This window comes from Mycolicibacter arupensis (genome assembly GCF_002086515.1).
Taxonomy (GTDB): domain Bacteria; phylum Actinomycetota; class Actinomycetes; order Mycobacteriales; family Mycobacteriaceae; genus Mycobacterium; species Mycobacterium arupense.
In genome coordinates this window covers 65,460-80,988 of record NZ_MVHH01000005.1, presented here as the reverse complement: position 1 = coordinate 80,988, position 15,529 = coordinate 65,460, and the positions used below count along the sequence as shown (strand labels likewise).

Below are 15,529 nucleotides of genomic sequence, written 5' to 3'. Positions count from 1 at the left end.
CGGTGTTCAAGTCATCCCACTACCGCGCAGGGAGTGCCGTGTGAACCGCACCGATGTGTCACCACTGGCCTGGCTGGCCGAGGTGGAGCAGCGGCGTCGTCAGGCCGGCCTCCGGCGGTCTCTGCGGGTGCGGCCGGTCGTCACCTGCGAGCTGGACCTGGCCTCCAACGACTACCTGGGCCTGGCGACCCACCCCGAGGTGATCGCCGGCGGCATCGAGGCGCTGCAGACCTGGGGCGCCGGCGCCGGGGGATCGCGGCTGGTGACCGGTAACACCGAACTGCACCAGGACTTCGAGCAGCGCCTGGCCGACTTCACCGGTGCACCTGCGGGCCTGGTGTTCTCCTCGGGCTACACCGCCAATCTGGGGGCGGTGGTCAGCCTGTCCGGACCCGGCTCGCTGGTGGTCTCGGACGCCTACTGCCACGCGTCCCTGGTGGACGCGTGCCGACTGTCCCGGGCGCGGGTCGCCGTCACCGCACACCGCGACGTGGACGCCGTCGCCGCAGCGCTGGCCGAACGGGCCGAGGAACGCGCGGTTGTGCTCACCGAGTCGGTGTTCAGCACCGACGGCGCACTGGCCCCGCTGCGTGACCTGCATGAGATCTGCCGGCGGCACGGGGCCCTGCTGATCGTCGACGAGGCACATGCGCTGGGTGTGCGCGGTGCCGGCGGCCGCGGGCTGGTGCACGAAGTGGGACTGGCAGGTGCGCCCGACGTGGTGATCACCACCACGCTGTCCAAGGCTCTGGGCAGCCAGGGCGGCGCCGTGCTGGGTCCGGTGGAGGTTCGCGATCACCTGATCGACGCCGCCCGCACGTTCATCTTCGACACCGGTCTGGCTCCGGCGGCCCTGGGTGCGGCCTCGGCGGCCCTGGACGTCCTGATCGCCGAACCGACCCGCGCCACCGACGTGCTGCGCCACGCAAGCGTGCTGGCGCAGGTATGCGGCCTGCGCCACCAGCCGCCGTCCGCGGTGGTCTCCGTCATTCTGGGCGAGGCGGACAAGGCGGTGGCCGCCGCAACCGCCTGCTTGGACGCCGGAGTCCGGGTGGGCTGTTTCCGGCCGCCCTCGGTGCCCGCGGGCACGTCACGGCTACGGCTGACCGCGCGCGCGTCCCTGACCGAGCGTGATCTGGAGCTGGCGGGGCGGGTGCTGCGCGACGTGTTGCGCGATCACCCCGCCGTGACGTCATGACGGTCGTGATCATCACCGGTACCGGGACCGGGGTGGGCAAGACGATCGCCACCGCCGCGCTGGCCACTGCGGCACGGCAGGCGGGCCTGGATGTCGCGGTCTGCAAGCCGGTCCAGACCGGAATCGCCGACGGCGACGACGACTTGGCCGAGGTCGGCAGACTGTCCGGGGTGAGCGAACTGTTCGCTTCGGCCCGTTACCCGGAGCCGTTGGCCCCGGCCGCCGCCGCCGAGCAGGCCGGAATGGCGTTGCCGAGACGTTCGGAGCTGCTGTCGCTGGTTCGTGGCGCCGATCGCCCGGGCCGCCTGACCCTGGTGGAGGGTGCCGGCGGCCTGTTGGTCGAGCTGGCCGCCGACGGTGTGACGCTGCGAGATCTGGCGGTCGACCTCAATGCCGCCGTACTGGTGGTAGTGGGCGCGGAGCTGGGAACCCTCAACCACACGGCGCTGACTTTGGAATCACTTGCTGGGCAGGGCCTCTCGTGTGCCGGATTGGTGATCGGCAGTTGGCCCCAGCAGCCCGGACCGGCCGCCACCAGCAATCGCGCGGCGCTGGCCCGACAGGCGCCGGTACGTGCCGTGCTCCCGGCTGGAGCCGGGGCGCTGGAGGAGGCGGAATTCGCCGCCATGAGTGCCGCGGCGTTCGACCTCGACTGGGTGCGCGCCCTGGCCGGGTGAGCGATGGTGCACTCGCTCGAGCTGGTCTTCGACGACGCCACCGAGGCGTCGGTCCGGCGAATCTGGGCTCAGCTGGCAGCCGCCGGAGTGCCCAGTCAGAACCCGGCCGCCCGACCTCATGTCACCCTCGTGGTCGCCCAGCACATCGACCCGCGGGTGGACGCCGAGCTGAGTTCGCTTGTCGACCTGCTGCCGCTGGGCTGCACGCTGGGCGCGACGCTGATCTTCGGCCACTCCCACGGCGTCCTGGCGCGTCTGGTGGTGCCGACGATGGCGCTGCTGGACATGCATGAACAGGTGTATCGGCTCAGTGCGCCGCACCTGACACCTGGGCCGTTGCCCAACGTCAGGCCCGGTGCCTGGACCGCCCACGTGACGCTGGCCCGCCGACTGGATGCGGGCACGCTGGCCGGGGCGCAGCGCATCGCCGCCGGTTCGCCGGTGGCCGGCCGGTTCGTCGGGCTGCGGCGGTGGGATGGCGATGCACGCACCGAACACCCGATCGTCGGTGGTTAGCCGACGGAGAGCCCGGCCCGCAGGGCCAGCCCGTCGATCAGCAGGCCCAGGCCGAAGCCGAAAGCGCTGCTGGGATCGGTGTCGGGCGTGATCTCGGCGGCCCCGGCGGCGTCCCACTGCAGGCGGGACTGTTCGTCGGCGGTGAAACCCAAGACGTAGTAGACGACGGTGCGCGCGACCTGTCCGGCCTGATCCGGGTGCACCCCAGCCGCCGTGGCCGAGCGCGCCAGCAGCGCCAGAATGTCGGTGGCAGCCTGCGACTGGCCCGCCGCCATGCTGGCCGACACCAGTTCCGCACCGTCGGTGTGGGACAACAGCGCATCGCGCAGGCGCTCACCCAGCGTCTGGATCTGCCACTGCCAGCTGCCCGGACCCGGGTCGCCGCACGCGGGCGCCAGCACACGATCGGCCACCGCGCCCAGCAATTGCTGCTTGTTGGCGAAATGCCAGTACAGCGCGCTGGGGCTGACATTGAGCTCACGCGCCAGCCGGCGCATCGACAGGTCGGCGATGCCGTAGTCGTCCAGGATGGCGGTCGCCACCGCGACGATCTCGTCCTTGGGGTCACGTTTGTGCAGCTGCACCCCGCTAGCCTAACCTGAACACCGTTCAAGTCTTGAGGAGGAGCGGCGCGCATGACCGACGACATCCTGGCACTGGCCCGGGAACAGGTACTCGAGCGCGGCGAGGCATTGCGGCGCGACCAGGTCCTCGAGGTGCTGCAGCTTCCCGACGAGCGGCTCGAGGAGCTGCTGTCGCTGGCTCACGACGTGCGGATGCGCTGGTGCGGCCCGGAGGTCGAGGTCGAAGGCATCATCAGCCTCAAGACCGGTGGTTGCCCGGAAGACTGCCACTTCTGTTCACAGTCGGGTCTGTTCTCCTCGCCGGTGCGCAGCGCCTGGCTCGACATTCCCAGCCTGGTCGAGGCGGCCAAGCAGACGGCCAAGACCGGGGCCACCGAATTCTGCATCGTCGCCGCCGTGCGCGGTCCCGACGAGCGGTTGCTCGCCCAGGTCGCAGCGGGAATCGAAGCGATTCGCAACGAGGTCGACATCCAGATCGCCTGCTCGTTGGGCATGCTCACCCAGGAGCAGGTGGACCAGCTCGCCGCCATGGGCGTGCACCGCTACAACCACAACCTGGAGACCGCTCGATCGCACTTCACCAAGGTGGTCACCACCCACACCTGGGAGGAGCGCTGGGAGACCCTGCGCATGGTGGCCGAAGCCGGCATGGAGGTCTGCTGCGGTGGCATCCTGGGCATGGGGGAGACCCTGGAGCAGCGCGCGGAGTTCGCCGCCGACCTGGCCGAACTGAACCCCCACGAGGTACCGCTGAACTTCCTCAATCCGCGGCCCGGCACCCCGTTCGGTGACCTGGAGGTACTGCCGCCCGCCGACGCATTGCGCGCCGTCGCCGCCTTCCGGCTGGCGTTGCCGCGCACCATGCTTCGCTTCGCCGGCGGCCGTGAGATCACGCTGGGTGACCTGGGCGCCAAGCAGGGCATCCTGGGCGGCATCAACGCGATAATCGTCGGCAACTACCTGACCACGCTGGGCCGTCCGGCCGAGACCGATTTGGAACTGCTCGACGATCTGCAGATGCCGATCAAGGCACTCAACGCCAGCCTCTGATGGTCCGCGACCTGCCCGCTGCGCTGGGCGCCGGCATCTACAACGTCTACACCGGCGTGCAGAGCGATGACCCCGCCGGTGCGGCACTGCCCACCGCGGCTCAGTTGGGCCTGGAGCCGCCGCGATTCTGCGCCGCGTGCGGGCGCCGGATGATGGTGCAGGTCCGGCCGGATGGCTGGTGGGCCAAGTGCTCACGGCACGGCCTGGTGGATTCGACCGACCTGGACACCCGGCGGTGACACCCAACCCCGCCCCGCGGCTCACGCGCGGCCGGGCTCGCCTGGTCCTCGCCGGAGGATTGACCGCGGTCGGTCTGCCGGTAGGAGCCCTGTGGGCGTGGATCGCCCCACCCATTCACGGCGTGGTGGCGCTCACCCGTGGTGGCGAACGGGTCCAAGCCTATCTGGGCAATGAGGCCGAACACTTCTTCATCGCGCCGTTCCTGCTGCTCGGGCTGTGGGGAGTGGTGGCCGTCGTCGCCGCCGCCCTGGCCTGGCAGTGGCGGGCACATCGCGGACCGGGCATGATCGCCGGCCTGTCCGTGGGCCTGACTGCCGGGGCGGCCCTGTCGGTGTTGACTGGCAGCCTCCTGGTGCACCGGCGCTACGGCACCATCGACGTGGATGCGGCCCCGGTGACCCCGGAGCAACGTGTGCACTATGTCGCCGAGGGGCCACCGGTCTTCTTCGGCCACTCGCCGCTGCAGATTGCGGCCACACTGCTGTTGCCGGCGGCCACCGCGGCGCTGGTGTACGCCTTGTGCGCTACCTGGAGCACCCGCGAGGACCTGGGCGGTTATCCGCCCGAGCCCGCCCGAGGGCCGCTGGCGGGCGCACCGGCCCCAGACGGTGGGGTTACGCCGACCTACCGGTGATGACGCGTGCGGCCACCAGGCCGAGCCGGACCAGCCCGACGTAGGTCTTGGGGTTCAGCAGTGCCGGCCAGTCGCGACGGACCGGGTCCTGCGGCAGCGGCCGGTCGGCGAAGCGGTCACGCAGCCAGTCCAGCACCATGGGCGTCGACACCGGATGCAACGTGATGTGTTCGCTGAGCGGGTCGCGGTGGTAGGTCACCCGTGCTCCGCCCGCGGTGTAGGCCGCGGCGAGGGTGTCGATGTCGTGAACGGAGATCACCTGGTCGTGAATGGCCTGCAGCATCAGTATCGGCGGAACCGGCGCCGTGCCGCCGAGCCGGGTCTCCTCGAACACCTGCTGGACCACCGGCGTCTCCACCAGCTCATTGAGCGGTTTGTCGATGTAGGAGCTCAGGGACCGGTGATGTAGCCGCAGCACCGCCGCCGCGGTGCTGGTGGACTCCAGCATCCGCATCAGCGCGCGTCCATCGGTGGTGGCGTGCTGTTCGACGAATGCGTCGAGGTCCGGATAGACCCGCCGCAGCGCGGCGATCATGAGTGCCGGCAGGCCGGACCAGAATGATGCGTTCAGCCGTAACAGTGTGTTGCCCAGGTCGCCCACCGGGGAACCCAGCGCCACGCCGACGATATTGAGCTCCGGTGCGTAGCTGCCGCAGACCTCGGCGGCCCACGCCGTGGACAGTCCACCGCCGGAATAACCCCACAGTCCGATCGGGGCGTCACCCGGGAGCCCCACCTGCTCGCTGGCCAACGCCGCGCGCAGTCCGTCGAGCACGAAGTGGCCCGGCTCCACCGGCGCTCCCCAATGGCCGTCGCGGCCCTCGTGGTCGGGGATCGAGACGGCCCAGCCCTGCGCCAGGATGGCGGCGATCAGCACGAACTCCAGCTGGGTGAACGAGCCGTGCGCCTTGGCGCGTCGGCGTAAGGCGAAGGACGGGAAGCAGCGGCCGTCGACCGCGTCGATCGCGCACTGGTACGACACGATCGGGCAGGGGCGGGTTCGGTCAAGGTCGGCCGGCACCAACACGGTGGTGATCGCCGCCTGAGCGACGTCGTGGCGGTCAGTGCTGCGGTAGAGCAGCTGGGTGGCATGCAGACGCTGGGGAATCAGCCCCATGAAGGCCAGCTCGACCTCTCGGGAGCGCAAGACGGTGCCCGGCTCCGCGTGCTGGAAGCCCTCCGGTGGCTCGTAGAAGGGATCCTCGGCGGGCAGCCGGGGGCGCGCGGCCGGTTGCAGCGGCTCGTGCGGGGCCTGCCCGATCCACTCGACAGATGGTTCTCGGGCGAGGCTGTCGAAGTCCATCAGGGCATTCTGCCTAAGAGGGCATTAAGATTCCAGTCGACTCACCCGGGCGGCCGCAACGCGGCGAATTCGTCGGTGACCCGTAGTTCGGACTCGGTGAACCGGTAACGGGCTGCCGGACGGCCCCCGCTGCGCCCGGATCGGGCGGTGGTTCCGGTGCGGGTGATCACCCCGCGGCGCACCAATACCCGCTGCAGATTGGTGGCGTCGACTTGATACCCCAGCACCACGCTGTAGATGTCCCGAAGCGTCGAAAGTATGAATTCCGTTGGCGCCAAACCGAACCCGATATTCGTATAGGACATCTTGGCAACGAGCCGGCTGCGGGCGTGTGCCACCATCGGTCCGTGATCGAACGCCATGGGCGGTAGGTCGTCGACCGGATGCCAATGCGTGTCGCCGGGCAGCTCGGGATCGGCGGGGGAGGGCACCAGGCCCAAGAATGTCGAGGCGATGGTGCGAACGCCGGGAACCCGGCCTGGGTCGGAAAACACAGCCAGCTGCTCGAGGTGGGCGATCTCACGCAGATCGACTTTCTCGGCAAGCTGCCGGCGGGCCGAGGCCGTCACGTCTTCATCGGTGCGCAGCAGGCCGCCGGGCAGTGACCAGCGGCCCAACTGCGGTTCGCGGGCGCGTTCCCAGAGCAGCACGTTGAGTCGCGGTCGGCGCTGGTCGAGGCCGCCAACCTGGAAGACGACGGTGAGCACTTCATGCGCGGTGCTAGTATGGACCACGTTTTCGATTATAAGTCGAAAACCTGTTTTGAGAAGGAGTCACCCATGACCACCCTCACCGACAACGGTGTGCAGGCGGGCAAGCTGGCCGACCGCATCGTGAACTCGCCGGCCGGTTACAGCGGCATCGAGCCCGACGAGGAGTGGGTGGCCGAGATCCTCCGGCTCAAGCACGAACGCAATGCCACAATCCTGGCCCACAATTACCAACTGCCCGCGATCCAAGACATCGCCGACCATGTCGGGGACTCCCTGGCGCTGGCGCGTATCGCGGCCACCGCCGACGAGGACACCATCGTGTTCTGCGGCGTGCACTTCATGGCCGAGACCGCAAAGATCCTGTCCCCGGACAAGACGGTGTTGCTGCCCGACACCCGCGCGGGATGCTCGCTGGCCGACTCGATCACCGCCGAGGAACTGCAGGCCTGGCGCAGCGAATACCCGGACGCGGTGGTGGTCTCCTACGTGAACACCACGGCGGCGGTCAAGGCCCTCACCGACTACTGCTGCACCTCATCGAACGCGGTCGACGTGGTCAACGCGATCGACCCGGACCGCGAGGTGCTGTTCCTGCCCGACCAGTTCCTCGGCCAGCACGTCAAGCGGGTCACCGGCCGCGACAATATCCACATCTGGGCCGGCGAATGCCACGTACACGCCGCCATCAATGGCGACGAACTCGAGGAGAAGGCGCGCGCCAACCCCGACGCCGAACTGTTCGTGCACCCCGAGTGCGGCTGCGCGACATCGTCGCTGTATCTGGTCGGCGAGGGTCACTTCCCCGCGGAGCAGGTCAAGATCCTCTCGACCGGCGGCATGCTCGAGGAGGCCGCCCGCACCGGGGCCCGCAAGGTGCTGGTGGCCACCGAGATCGGCATGATCCACCAGTTGCGCAAGGCCGCACCGCAGGTGGACTTCGAGGCCGTCAATCGCAAAGCGGCCTGCAAGTACATGAAGATGATCACCCCGGCGGCCCTGCTGCGCAGCTTGACCGAGGGTGCCGACGAGATTCACGTCGACCCCGAGACCGCCCGGCTGGCTGCCCGCAGCGTGCAGCGAATGATCGCGATCGGACACTCCGTTCCGGTCAGCAAGTGACCACTGAACCCACCTGGCAGCAACGTGCCGACGTCGTCGTCGTCGGCACCGGAGTCGGCGGGCTGGCGGCGGCGCGGGCCGCGCACCGCGCCGGGCGCACCGTGGTGGTGCTGAGCAAATCGGCTGCCGGATCAGCGGCGACGGCGACGCACTACGCCCAGGGCGGTATCGCGGTGGTGCTGCCCGACACGGACGACTCGGTGGCAGCCCACGTGGCCGACACCATGGCCGCCGGTGGTGGGCTCTGCGATCGCGGCGCGGTGACCTCGATCGTGGCCGACGGCTATCGCGCGGTGTCGGATCTAGCAGGTGCAGGAGCGGTCTTCGATCAGGATTCCGAGGGTCACTGGGCGCTGACCCGCGAGGGCGGCCACTCGCGGCGCCGGATCATTCACGCCGGCGGCGATGCGACCGGAGCCGAGGTGCAGCGCGCCCTGGACCACGCGGCGACGGTGCTGGACATCCGCGGCGGCCACGTGGTGCTCGCGGTGCTGCGCGATACCGACAGCGTCACCGGAGTGCTGGTGGCGAACGCCGACGGGATCGGCGTGATTCATGCCCCGTCGGTGGTGTTGGCGACGGGCGGATTGGGCCATCTGTACCGGGCGACCACCAACCCCGGTGGGGCGACGGGCGACGGGGTGGCCCTGGCGCTGTGGGCCGGCGTCGCGGTCAGCGACCTGGAATTCATCCAGTTCCATCCGACGATGCTGTTCGAGGCAGGCAGCGCCGGCGGGGGACGCAGGCCGCTGATCACCGAGGCGGTGCGCGGGGAAGGCGCCAGGCTGATCGACGCCCGGGGCGTCTCGGTCACCGACGGGGTGCACCCGATGGGGGATCTGGCGCCGCGCGATGTGGTCGCAGGTGCCATCGACGCCCGGTTGCGCGAGACCGGCGATGACTGCGTGTACCTCGATGCGCGCGGTATAGAGGGATTCGAGGGTCGCTTCCCGACCGTCACCGCGGCCTGCCGCGGCGCCGGTATCGACCCTGTGCACCAACCGATTCCGGTGGTGCCGGGCGCGCACTACAGTTGCGGCGGCATCGTCACCGACGTCGCCGGACGCACCGATCTGGCCGGGTTGTTCGCCGCCGGCGAGGTGGGCCGCACCGGAATGCACGGGGCGAACCGATTGGCGTCCAACAGTCTGCTGGAGGGGCTGGTGGTGGGCGAGCGGGCCGGAACCGGCGCCGCAGCGCACGCGGCAGCCGTGGGCCGGGTTCAGGCCACCGCGCCCGATATCGCGGGGCGCCCGGTACTGCAGCGGCGGATTCTGCAGGACGCCATGTCGCGCGATGCCTCGGTGGTTCGCGACGCGACGGGGCTGGCCCGGTTGCAGGAATTGCTCACCAGCGCCGCCGCGCGCCCGGTCACTGATCGGGCCGGCGTCGAGGATGCCGCCCTGACAGCCGTTGCCACGGTGGTGGTGGCGGCGGCGTCGGCACGATCCGAGAGCCGGGGCTGCCACCACCGGTCCGAATACCCGGGCGCAGATCCGGCGCAGGCTCGCAGTTCCACCATCCGGCTGCGCGACGGGGTCGTCGCGCTCGAGACACCCGCGGGAGTCAAGTGATGCTGTCCGAGACCGAGCTCGCCGAGGCGCGCCAGGTCATTTCCCGTGCCCTGGACGAAGATCTTCGCTACGGACCCGACGTCACCACCGCGGCGACGGTGCCTGCCGGTGTCACCGCTGAAGCCGCCATGGTCACCCGGGTGCCCGGGGTGATCGCCGGGGTGGACTTGGCCCTGCTGGTACTCGACGAGGTGCTGGGCGCCGACGGTTATCGGGTGCTGGATCGGGTGGCCGACGGTTCCCGGGTTCCCGGGGGTGCGGCGGTGTTGAGTCTGGCCGCCGACACTCGCGGCCTGTTGACCGCCGAGCGCACCATGCTCAACCTGGTCTGCCATCTGTCCGGTATCGCCACCGCCACGGCGGCCTGGGTCGATGCGGTGGAGGGCACCTCGGCGCGGATCCGCGACACCCGCAAGACGTTGCCGGGCCTGCGGGTGCTGCAGAAGTACGCGGTGCGCGTCGGCGGCGGGGTGAACCACCGCATGGGCCTGGGCGATGCCGCCCTGATCAAGGACAATCACGTGGCCGCGGCAGGCTCGGTGGCCGCGGCGCTGCGGGCCGTCCGAGCGGCTTCGCCCGAGGTGCCCTGCGAAGTCGAAGTGGATTCGCTCGAGCAGTTCGACGAGGTGCTGGCTGAGGCGCCCGAACTGGTGCTGCTGGACAACTTCGAGGTCTGGGAGACCCAGATGGCGGTGCAACGGCGCGATGCCCGCGCCCCCGGCGTGCTGCTGGAGTCCTCCGGTGGCCTCAGCCTTGAGAGCGCGGCGGCCTACGCCGCCACCGGCGTCGACTACTTGGCCGTGGGAGCCCTGACACATTCGGTGCGAGTGCTCGACATCGGCCTGGACATGTGAGGCCGCTGTCAGGCGATGTCGGTGACCAGCACCGCCACCTTGCGGTTCTGCACCCGCAGCAGGAACGGCAGTGAGGTGTCGCCCGAGCCGGCCGGCAGGATCCGCGGGTTCACCAGGTGAAGTTCCGTGCGGAACAGTCTGATGTCCGCCTCGCCCGCAGCCATCACGTTTTTGACCCAGTCGGTCTTGCCATGCCCGAGCGCGATCGCGAGGGTGTTGTCCTTGCGGTAGCTCGTCACGACCGTCTGGAAGGTCTTGCCGGACTTGCGTCCCCGGTGGGTGATCAACGACGTGCCCGGCAGGAACTTAGACAGCGGCTTGACCACCGGGTTGAAGTACTTGATCTGCAGGCGGTCCACCCATGCCGGGAATATCGCCGGCAGCGTGGACGGGTCGTCGGCTGCCATGGCAACTCCGTTCCTCAGTGGGGCGTGGCGGTAACGTCGAAAAATCGGTGTTCACCGACGTCACACTGCGCACCACCCTAATGGTGAGCCCCCCGACAGCGCGTCATCGCGGCGCTATCCCGGCGCTGCGATATTGACTTGAGCCCCTCTGGGACAATGGACGGCGTGAACACCGGCCTGATGGCACGCATCGACCTGCGCGGCACCAACCAGTCGGCCTCTTCGTCGAATCTCTCGCGGGCACGACTGCGCTCCGTGCTGCCGCGTGGAGGTGTGGACGTGGAGGCGGTACTGCCGCGGGTGCGGCCGATCGTCGAGGCGGTCGCGGAGCGCGGGGCCGCCGCGGCACTGGAGTTCGGCGAATCGTTCGATCGGGTGCGCCCGGCCACCGTCAGGGTGCCGGCTGCGGCGCTCGACACCGCCCTGGCCGAGCTGGACCCCGTCGTGCGCGCCGCTTTGGAGGTGGCGATCACCCGGGCCCGGCTGGTCCACACCGACCAGCGGCGCACCGACACCACCACCACGTTGGCCCCGGGTGCCACCGTCACCGAACGCTGGCTGCCGGTCGAACGCGTGGGCCTGTACGTCCCCGGCGGCAATGCGGTCTACCCGTCCAGTGTCGTCATGAATGTCGTTCCGGCCCAGATCGCCGGCGTCGCGTCCTTGGTGATCGCCAGCCCCCCTCAGGAGGCCTTTGCCGGCCTGCCGCACCCCACGATCCTGGCCGCAGCCCGGCTGCTCGGCGTCGATGAGGTCTGGGCGGTGGGCGGCGCTCAGGCGGTGGCGCTGTTGGCCTACGGAGGCACCGACATCGATCAGGGCGAGCTGGCCCCGGTGGACATGATCACCGGACCCGGGAACATCTACGTCACCGCGGCCAAGCGGCTGTGCCGGTCACAGGTCGGGATCGATGCCGAGGCCGGCCCCACCGAGATCGCGATCCTGGCCGACAACACCGCGAACCCTGCCCACGTGGCAGCGGACCTGATCAGCCAGGCTGAGCACGACGAGATGGCCGCCAGCGTGCTGGTCACCACCAGCCCCGAGCTGGCCGATGCCACGGCCCGCGAGGTGATCACCCAGCTGCAGACCACCGTGCACCGCGAGCGGGTCACCACGGCACTGTCTGGACCGCAGTCGGCGATCGTTCTGGTCGACGACCTGGACGCCGGCATCCGGGTGGTCAACGCCTACGCCGCCGAGCACCTGGAGATCCAGACCGCCGACCCCGCGGAGGTGGCCTCCCGGATCCGCTGCGCCGGGGCGATCTTCGTCGGTCCCTACGCGCCGGTGAGTCTCGGTGACTACTGCGCCGGTTCCAATCACGTGCTGCCCACCGCCGGTAGTGCGCGGTATTCCAGCGGGTTGTCCGTGCAGACCTTTCTGCGTGGGATCCACGTCGTCGACTACACCGAGGCCGCACTCAAGGATGTCAGCGGCAGCGTGATCGCCTTGGCCACCGCAGAAGACCTGCCGGCGCACGGCGAAGCGGTCCGGCGGAGGTTCGAGCAGTGAGCGCCATCGACTCCGCGCAGGGTGGGCGGATCACGCTGGCGGACCTGCCCTTGCGCGACGACCTGCGCGGCAAGTCGGCTTACGGTGCGCCGCAGCTGGAGGTTCCGGTTCGGCTCAACACCAACGAGAACCCGCACCCGCCCAGCGCCGCACTCGTCGACGATGTGGCGCGTTCGGTGCGGGAGGCCGCCGCGGAGTTGCACCGTTACCCCGACCGTGACGCGGTGGCGTTGCGCGCCGATCTGGCGGCCTATCTGACTGCCCAGACCGGGGTCGCGGTGGGGCCGGACAACGTGTGGGCGGCCAACGGCTCCAATGAGATCCTGCAGCAATTGCTGCAGGCATTCGGTGGTCCCGGACGCAGTGCCCTCGGATTCGTGCCGTCCTACTCGATGCATCCGATCATCTCCGACGGCACCCAGACGCGCTGGCTGGCGGCCAACCGGACCTCCGACTTCGGCCTGGACATCGGGGTAGCCCGAGCCGCCATCGCCGAGCACCGGCCCGACGTGGTGTTCGTCACCTCGCCGAACAACCCTTCCGGGCAGAGCGTCTCGCTCGCCGACCTGCGCAGCCTGCTGGATGCCGCGCCGGGGATCGTGATCGTGGACGAGGCCTACGGCGAGTTCTCGTCTGAGCCCAGTGCGATCGCGCTGATCGACGACTACCCGGCCACGCTGATCGTCAGCCGGACCATGAGCAAGGCGTTCGCGTTCGCCGGTGGCCGGCTGGGCTACCTGATCGCGGCTCCGGCCGTCATCGAAGCGATGCTGCTGGTACGCCTGCCTTATCACCTGTCGGTGCTGACACAGGTCGCTGCCCGGGCCGCACTCCGGCACGCCGACGACACCCTCGGCAGCGTCGCCAAATTGATCGCCGAGCGCGACCGTGTCTCGGAGTCTTTGTCCACCATGGGTTTCCGTGTCATTCCCAGTGACGCCAACTTCGTGCTTTTCGGTCAGTTCACCGATGCGCCCGCGACCTGGCAACGCTACTTGGACGCCGGTGTGCTGATCCGCGACGTCGGCATTCCCGGCTACCTGCGGGCCACCACCGGACTGCCGGAAGAGAACGACGCCCTGCTTGCCGCCAGCCGCCAGCTCGCGGTCACTGAACTCGCCCAACCGTCACGAGGAGCATCATGACCGGCAATCGCCGCGCCCGGGTGGAACGTGCCACCCGCGAATCCGACATCACGGTCGAACTCGATCTGGACGGAACCGGCATCGTCGACATCGACACCGGGGTGCCCTTCTTCGACCACATGCTGACCGCATTGGGCAGTCACGCCAGTTTCGACCTGAGCGTGCGGGCCCGCGGCGACGTCGAGATCGAGGCTCACCACACCGTTGAGGACACCGCGATCGTCCTCGGGCAGGCGCTGGGTGAGGCACTGGGGGACAAGAGGGGCATCCGCCGATTCGGCGATGCCTTCATCCCGATGGATGAGACGTTGGCGCACGCTGCCGTCGACGTGTCGGGCCGGCCCTACTGTGTGCACACCGGCGAGCCGGACCACTTGGTGCACACCACGATCGCCGGCACCCAGGCGCCCTATCACACCGTGATCAATCGGCACGTGTTTGAGACTCTGGCGTCCAATGCGCGCATCGCGCTGCATGTTCGGGTGCTCTACGGCCGTGATCCGCACCACATCACCGAGGCCCAGTACAAGGCCGTTGCCCGCGCGCTGCGCGAGGCTGTGGAGTTCGACCCCCGGGTGACCGGCGTGCCGTCCACCAAGGGTGCCCTGTGAGCAGCTCTGCCAGGCCCACGGTGGTCATCCTGGATTACGGATCGGGAAACCTGCGCTCGGCCCAGCGTGCCCTGCAGCGGGTGGGTGCCGACGTTGAGGTGACCGCCGACCCCGACGCCGCCGCCAATGCCGACGGTCTACTGGTGCCGGGTGTCGGCGCGTACGAGGCATGCATGCGTGGCCTGCGCGAGGTCAACGGAGACAAGATCATTGCCGAACGCGTGCAGGCAGGCCGGCCGGTTCTCGGAGTGTGCGTCGGCATGCAGATCATGTTCGCCCACGGTGTCGAGTTCGGGGTGGACACCGTCGGCTGCGGCCAGTGGCCTGGCGCGGTCACCCGGCTGGACGCCCCGGTGATCCCGCACATGGGGTGGAACCTCGTCGATGCCGCACCCGGCAGCACGTTGTTTGCCGGCTTGGATGCCGACACCCGGTTCTACTTTGTGCACTCGTACGCCGCGCAGCGCTGGGAAGGCCGTCCGGAGGCTTTGGTGACCTGGGCGACCCATCAGGTACCGTTCGTGGCGGCTGTCGAGGATGGGCCGTTGGCCGCCACCCAGTTTCACCCCGAAAAGAGTGGGGATGCCGGGGCGACGCTGTTGAGCAATTGGGTGGAGGCACTGTGAGTACGTCTGTGAGCAATGCGTTGATTCTGCTGCCCGCCGTCGATGTGGTGGACGGCCGGGCGGTGCGTCTGGTGCAAGGCAAAGCCGGCAGCGAGACCGAGTACGGATCTGCGCTGGACGCCGCGCTGGGCTGGCAGCGCGACGGAGCGGAATGGATCCACCTGGTGGACCTCGATGCCGCCTTCGGCCGTGGTTCCAACCGCGAGCTGCTCGCTGATGTGGTGGGCCGCCTTGACGTCAAGGTGGAGCTGTCCGGTGGGATCCGTGACGATGAGTCGCTCAAGGCGGCGCTGGCGACCGGCTGCGCCCGGGTGAACCTGGGCACCGCGGCGTTGGAGAACCCGCAGTGGTGCGCGCGTGCCATCGCCGAGTACGGCGAGAAGGTGGCGGTCGGGCTGGATGTGCAGATCGACCCCAGCCACCCCGAAGGTGCCCACCGGCTGCGGGGCCGCGGTTGGGAGACCGACGGCGGTGACCTGTGGCCGGTGCTGGAACGTCTTGACCGGGAAGGCTGTTCGCGCTACGTGGTCACCGATGTGACCAAGGACGGCACGCTGGGCGGGCCCAACCTGGAGCTGCTCGGTGCGGTCGCTGACCGCACTGATGCCCCGGTGATCGCCTCGGGCGGCGTGTCGAGCCTCGATGACCTGCGGGCGATCGCCACGCTGGTGGACCGGGGCGTGGAGGGCGCGATCGTCGGAAAGGCCCTGTACGCGGGCCGGTTCACTCTTCCCGAGGCGCTGTCCACGGTGCGGGGCTAGGG

Annotated in this window: 18 protein-coding genes; 14 read left to right on the top strand and 4 right to left on the bottom strand. The window is 69.4% G+C overall.

Going from position 1 to position 15,529, the window contains the following annotated elements; genetic code table 11:
* The first annotated feature begins 40 nt into the window (after window positions 1-40).
* Genes BST15_RS04335 through BST15_RS04325 form a run of 3 tightly spaced genes read left to right on the top strand, consistent with a single transcriptional unit; the run spans window position 41 to window position 2,391 of the window.
* Window positions 41-1,198 (top strand): 8-amino-7-oxononanoate synthase, encoded by a 1,158-nt coding sequence (locus BST15_RS04335; protein ID WP_046188229.1) that lies wholly within the window; start codon window positions 41-43, stop codon window positions 1,196-1,198.
* On the top strand, window positions 1,195-1,875 hold the full coding sequence (gene bioD, locus BST15_RS04330) for a dethiobiotin synthase (protein ID WP_046188230.1): 681 nt from the start codon (window positions 1,195-1,197) through the stop codon (window positions 1,873-1,875). Before BST15_RS04335 ends, bioD begins: the two co-directional genes overlap by 4 nt.
* A 3-nt stretch (window positions 1,876-1,878) precedes the next feature.
* Entirely contained in the window at window positions 1,879-2,391 is a 513-nt protein-coding gene (locus tag BST15_RS04325) for a 2'-5' RNA ligase family protein (RefSeq protein ID WP_046188231.1), read from the top strand.
* Here the strand turns inward: BST15_RS04325 and BST15_RS04320 are convergent.
* Window positions 2,388-2,975: a TetR/AcrR family transcriptional regulator C-terminal domain-containing protein gene (locus tag BST15_RS04320; protein WP_046188232.1), complete on the bottom strand. Its 588-nt coding sequence runs from the start codon at window positions 2,973-2,975 to the stop codon at window positions 2,388-2,390. The genes BST15_RS04325 and BST15_RS04320 overlap by 4 nt on opposite strands.
* 51 nt (window positions 2,976-3,026) lie before the next feature.
* Between BST15_RS04320 and bioB the strand changes: the two genes are divergently transcribed.
* From bioB to BST15_RS04305, 3 genes are read left to right on the top strand one after another with little or no spacing between them, the layout of a single operon-like run.
* Window positions 3,027-4,025 (top strand): biotin synthase BioB, encoded by a 999-nt coding sequence (gene bioB, locus BST15_RS04315; protein ID WP_046188233.1) that lies wholly within the window; start codon window positions 3,027-3,029, stop codon window positions 4,023-4,025.
* Window positions 4,025-4,264: a biotin synthase auxiliary protein BsaP gene (gene bsaP / locus BST15_RS04310; protein WP_082103943.1), complete on the top strand. Its 240-nt coding sequence runs from the start codon at window positions 4,025-4,027 to the stop codon at window positions 4,262-4,264. Before bioB ends, bsaP begins: the two co-directional genes overlap by 1 nt.
* Window positions 4,261-4,899 carry a DUF2567 domain-containing protein gene (locus tag BST15_RS04305; protein WP_046188235.1) on the top strand — a complete coding sequence of 213 codons (639 nt, stop codon included), beginning with the start codon at window positions 4,261-4,263 and terminating at the stop codon, window positions 4,897-4,899. The genes bsaP and BST15_RS04305 overlap by 4 nt, the downstream gene beginning before the upstream one ends.
* Here BST15_RS04305 and BST15_RS04300 read toward each other — a convergent pair.
* Window positions 4,880-6,205: a lipase family protein gene (locus tag BST15_RS04300; protein WP_409366515.1), complete on the bottom strand. Its 1,326-nt coding sequence runs from the start codon at window positions 6,203-6,205 to the stop codon at window positions 4,880-4,882. The genes BST15_RS04305 and BST15_RS04300 overlap by 20 nt on opposite strands.
* A 38-nt stretch (window positions 6,206-6,243) precedes the next feature.
* On the bottom strand, window positions 6,244-6,936 hold the full coding sequence (locus tag BST15_RS04295; RefSeq protein ID WP_046188237.1) for an NUDIX hydrolase: 693 nt from the start codon (window positions 6,934-6,936) through the stop codon (window positions 6,244-6,246).
* 45 nt (window positions 6,937-6,981) lie between these two features.
* On the opposite strand from BST15_RS04295, the gene nadA reads away from it, so the two are divergent.
* From nadA to nadC, 3 genes are read left to right on the top strand one after another with little or no spacing between them, the layout of a single operon-like run.
* Window positions 6,982-8,034: a quinolinate synthase NadA gene (nadA, locus tag BST15_RS04290; protein WP_046188238.1), complete on the top strand. Its 1,053-nt coding sequence runs from the start codon at window positions 6,982-6,984 to the stop codon at window positions 8,032-8,034.
* Window positions 8,031-9,608 carry an L-aspartate oxidase gene (locus tag BST15_RS04285; RefSeq protein ID WP_046188239.1) on the top strand — a complete coding sequence of 526 codons (1,578 nt, stop codon included), beginning with the start codon at window positions 8,031-8,033 and terminating at the stop codon, window positions 9,606-9,608. The genes nadA and BST15_RS04285 overlap by 4 nt, the downstream gene beginning before the upstream one ends.
* Window positions 9,608-10,462, top strand: a complete 855-nt coding sequence (gene nadC / locus BST15_RS04280; protein ID WP_046188240.1) for a carboxylating nicotinate-nucleotide diphosphorylase — start codon at window positions 9,608-9,610, stop codon at window positions 10,460-10,462. The genes BST15_RS04285 and nadC overlap by 1 nt, the downstream gene beginning before the upstream one ends.
* Window positions 10,463-10,470: 8 nt before the next feature.
* On the opposite strand, the gene BST15_RS04275 is transcribed toward nadC, so the two are convergent.
* Window positions 10,471-10,869 (bottom strand): nitroreductase family deazaflavin-dependent oxidoreductase, encoded by a 399-nt coding sequence (locus tag BST15_RS04275; RefSeq protein WP_046188241.1) that lies wholly within the window; start codon window positions 10,867-10,869, stop codon window positions 10,471-10,473.
* 156 nt (window positions 10,870-11,025) lie between these two features.
* On the opposite strand from BST15_RS04275, the gene hisD reads away from it, so the two are divergent.
* From hisD to priA, 5 genes are read left to right on the top strand one after another with little or no spacing between them, the layout of a single operon-like run.
* The gene (gene hisD / locus BST15_RS04270) at window positions 11,026-12,384 is read left to right on the top strand and encodes a histidinol dehydrogenase (RefSeq protein ID WP_046188242.1); all 1,359 of its coding nucleotides are present in this window, start codon (window positions 11,026-11,028) and stop codon (window positions 12,382-12,384) included.
* A 5-nt stretch (window positions 12,385-12,389) separates the two neighbouring features.
* Window positions 12,390-13,529, top strand: coding sequence for a histidinol-phosphate transaminase (locus tag BST15_RS04265; RefSeq protein ID WP_046188279.1), 1,140 nt, complete (start codon window positions 12,390-12,392; stop codon window positions 13,527-13,529).
* On the top strand, window positions 13,526-14,140 hold the full coding sequence (gene hisB / locus BST15_RS04260; protein WP_046188243.1) for an imidazoleglycerol-phosphate dehydratase HisB: 615 nt from the start codon (window positions 13,526-13,528) through the stop codon (window positions 14,138-14,140). Before BST15_RS04265 ends, hisB begins: the two co-directional genes overlap by 4 nt.
* Entirely contained in the window at window positions 14,137-14,766 is a 630-nt protein-coding gene (gene hisH, locus BST15_RS04255) for an imidazole glycerol phosphate synthase subunit HisH (RefSeq protein WP_188108789.1), read from the top strand. Before hisB ends, hisH begins: the two co-directional genes overlap by 4 nt.
* Window positions 14,763-15,527 carry a bifunctional 1-(5-phosphoribosyl)-5-((5-phosphoribosylamino)methylideneamino)imidazole-4-carboxamide isomerase/phosphoribosylanthranilate isomerase PriA gene (gene priA / locus BST15_RS04250; RefSeq protein ID WP_370759842.1) on the top strand — a complete coding sequence of 255 codons (765 nt, stop codon included), beginning with the start codon at window positions 14,763-14,765 and terminating at the stop codon, window positions 15,525-15,527. Before hisH ends, priA begins: the two co-directional genes overlap by 4 nt.
* Window positions 15,528-15,529 lie beyond the last annotated feature (2 nt).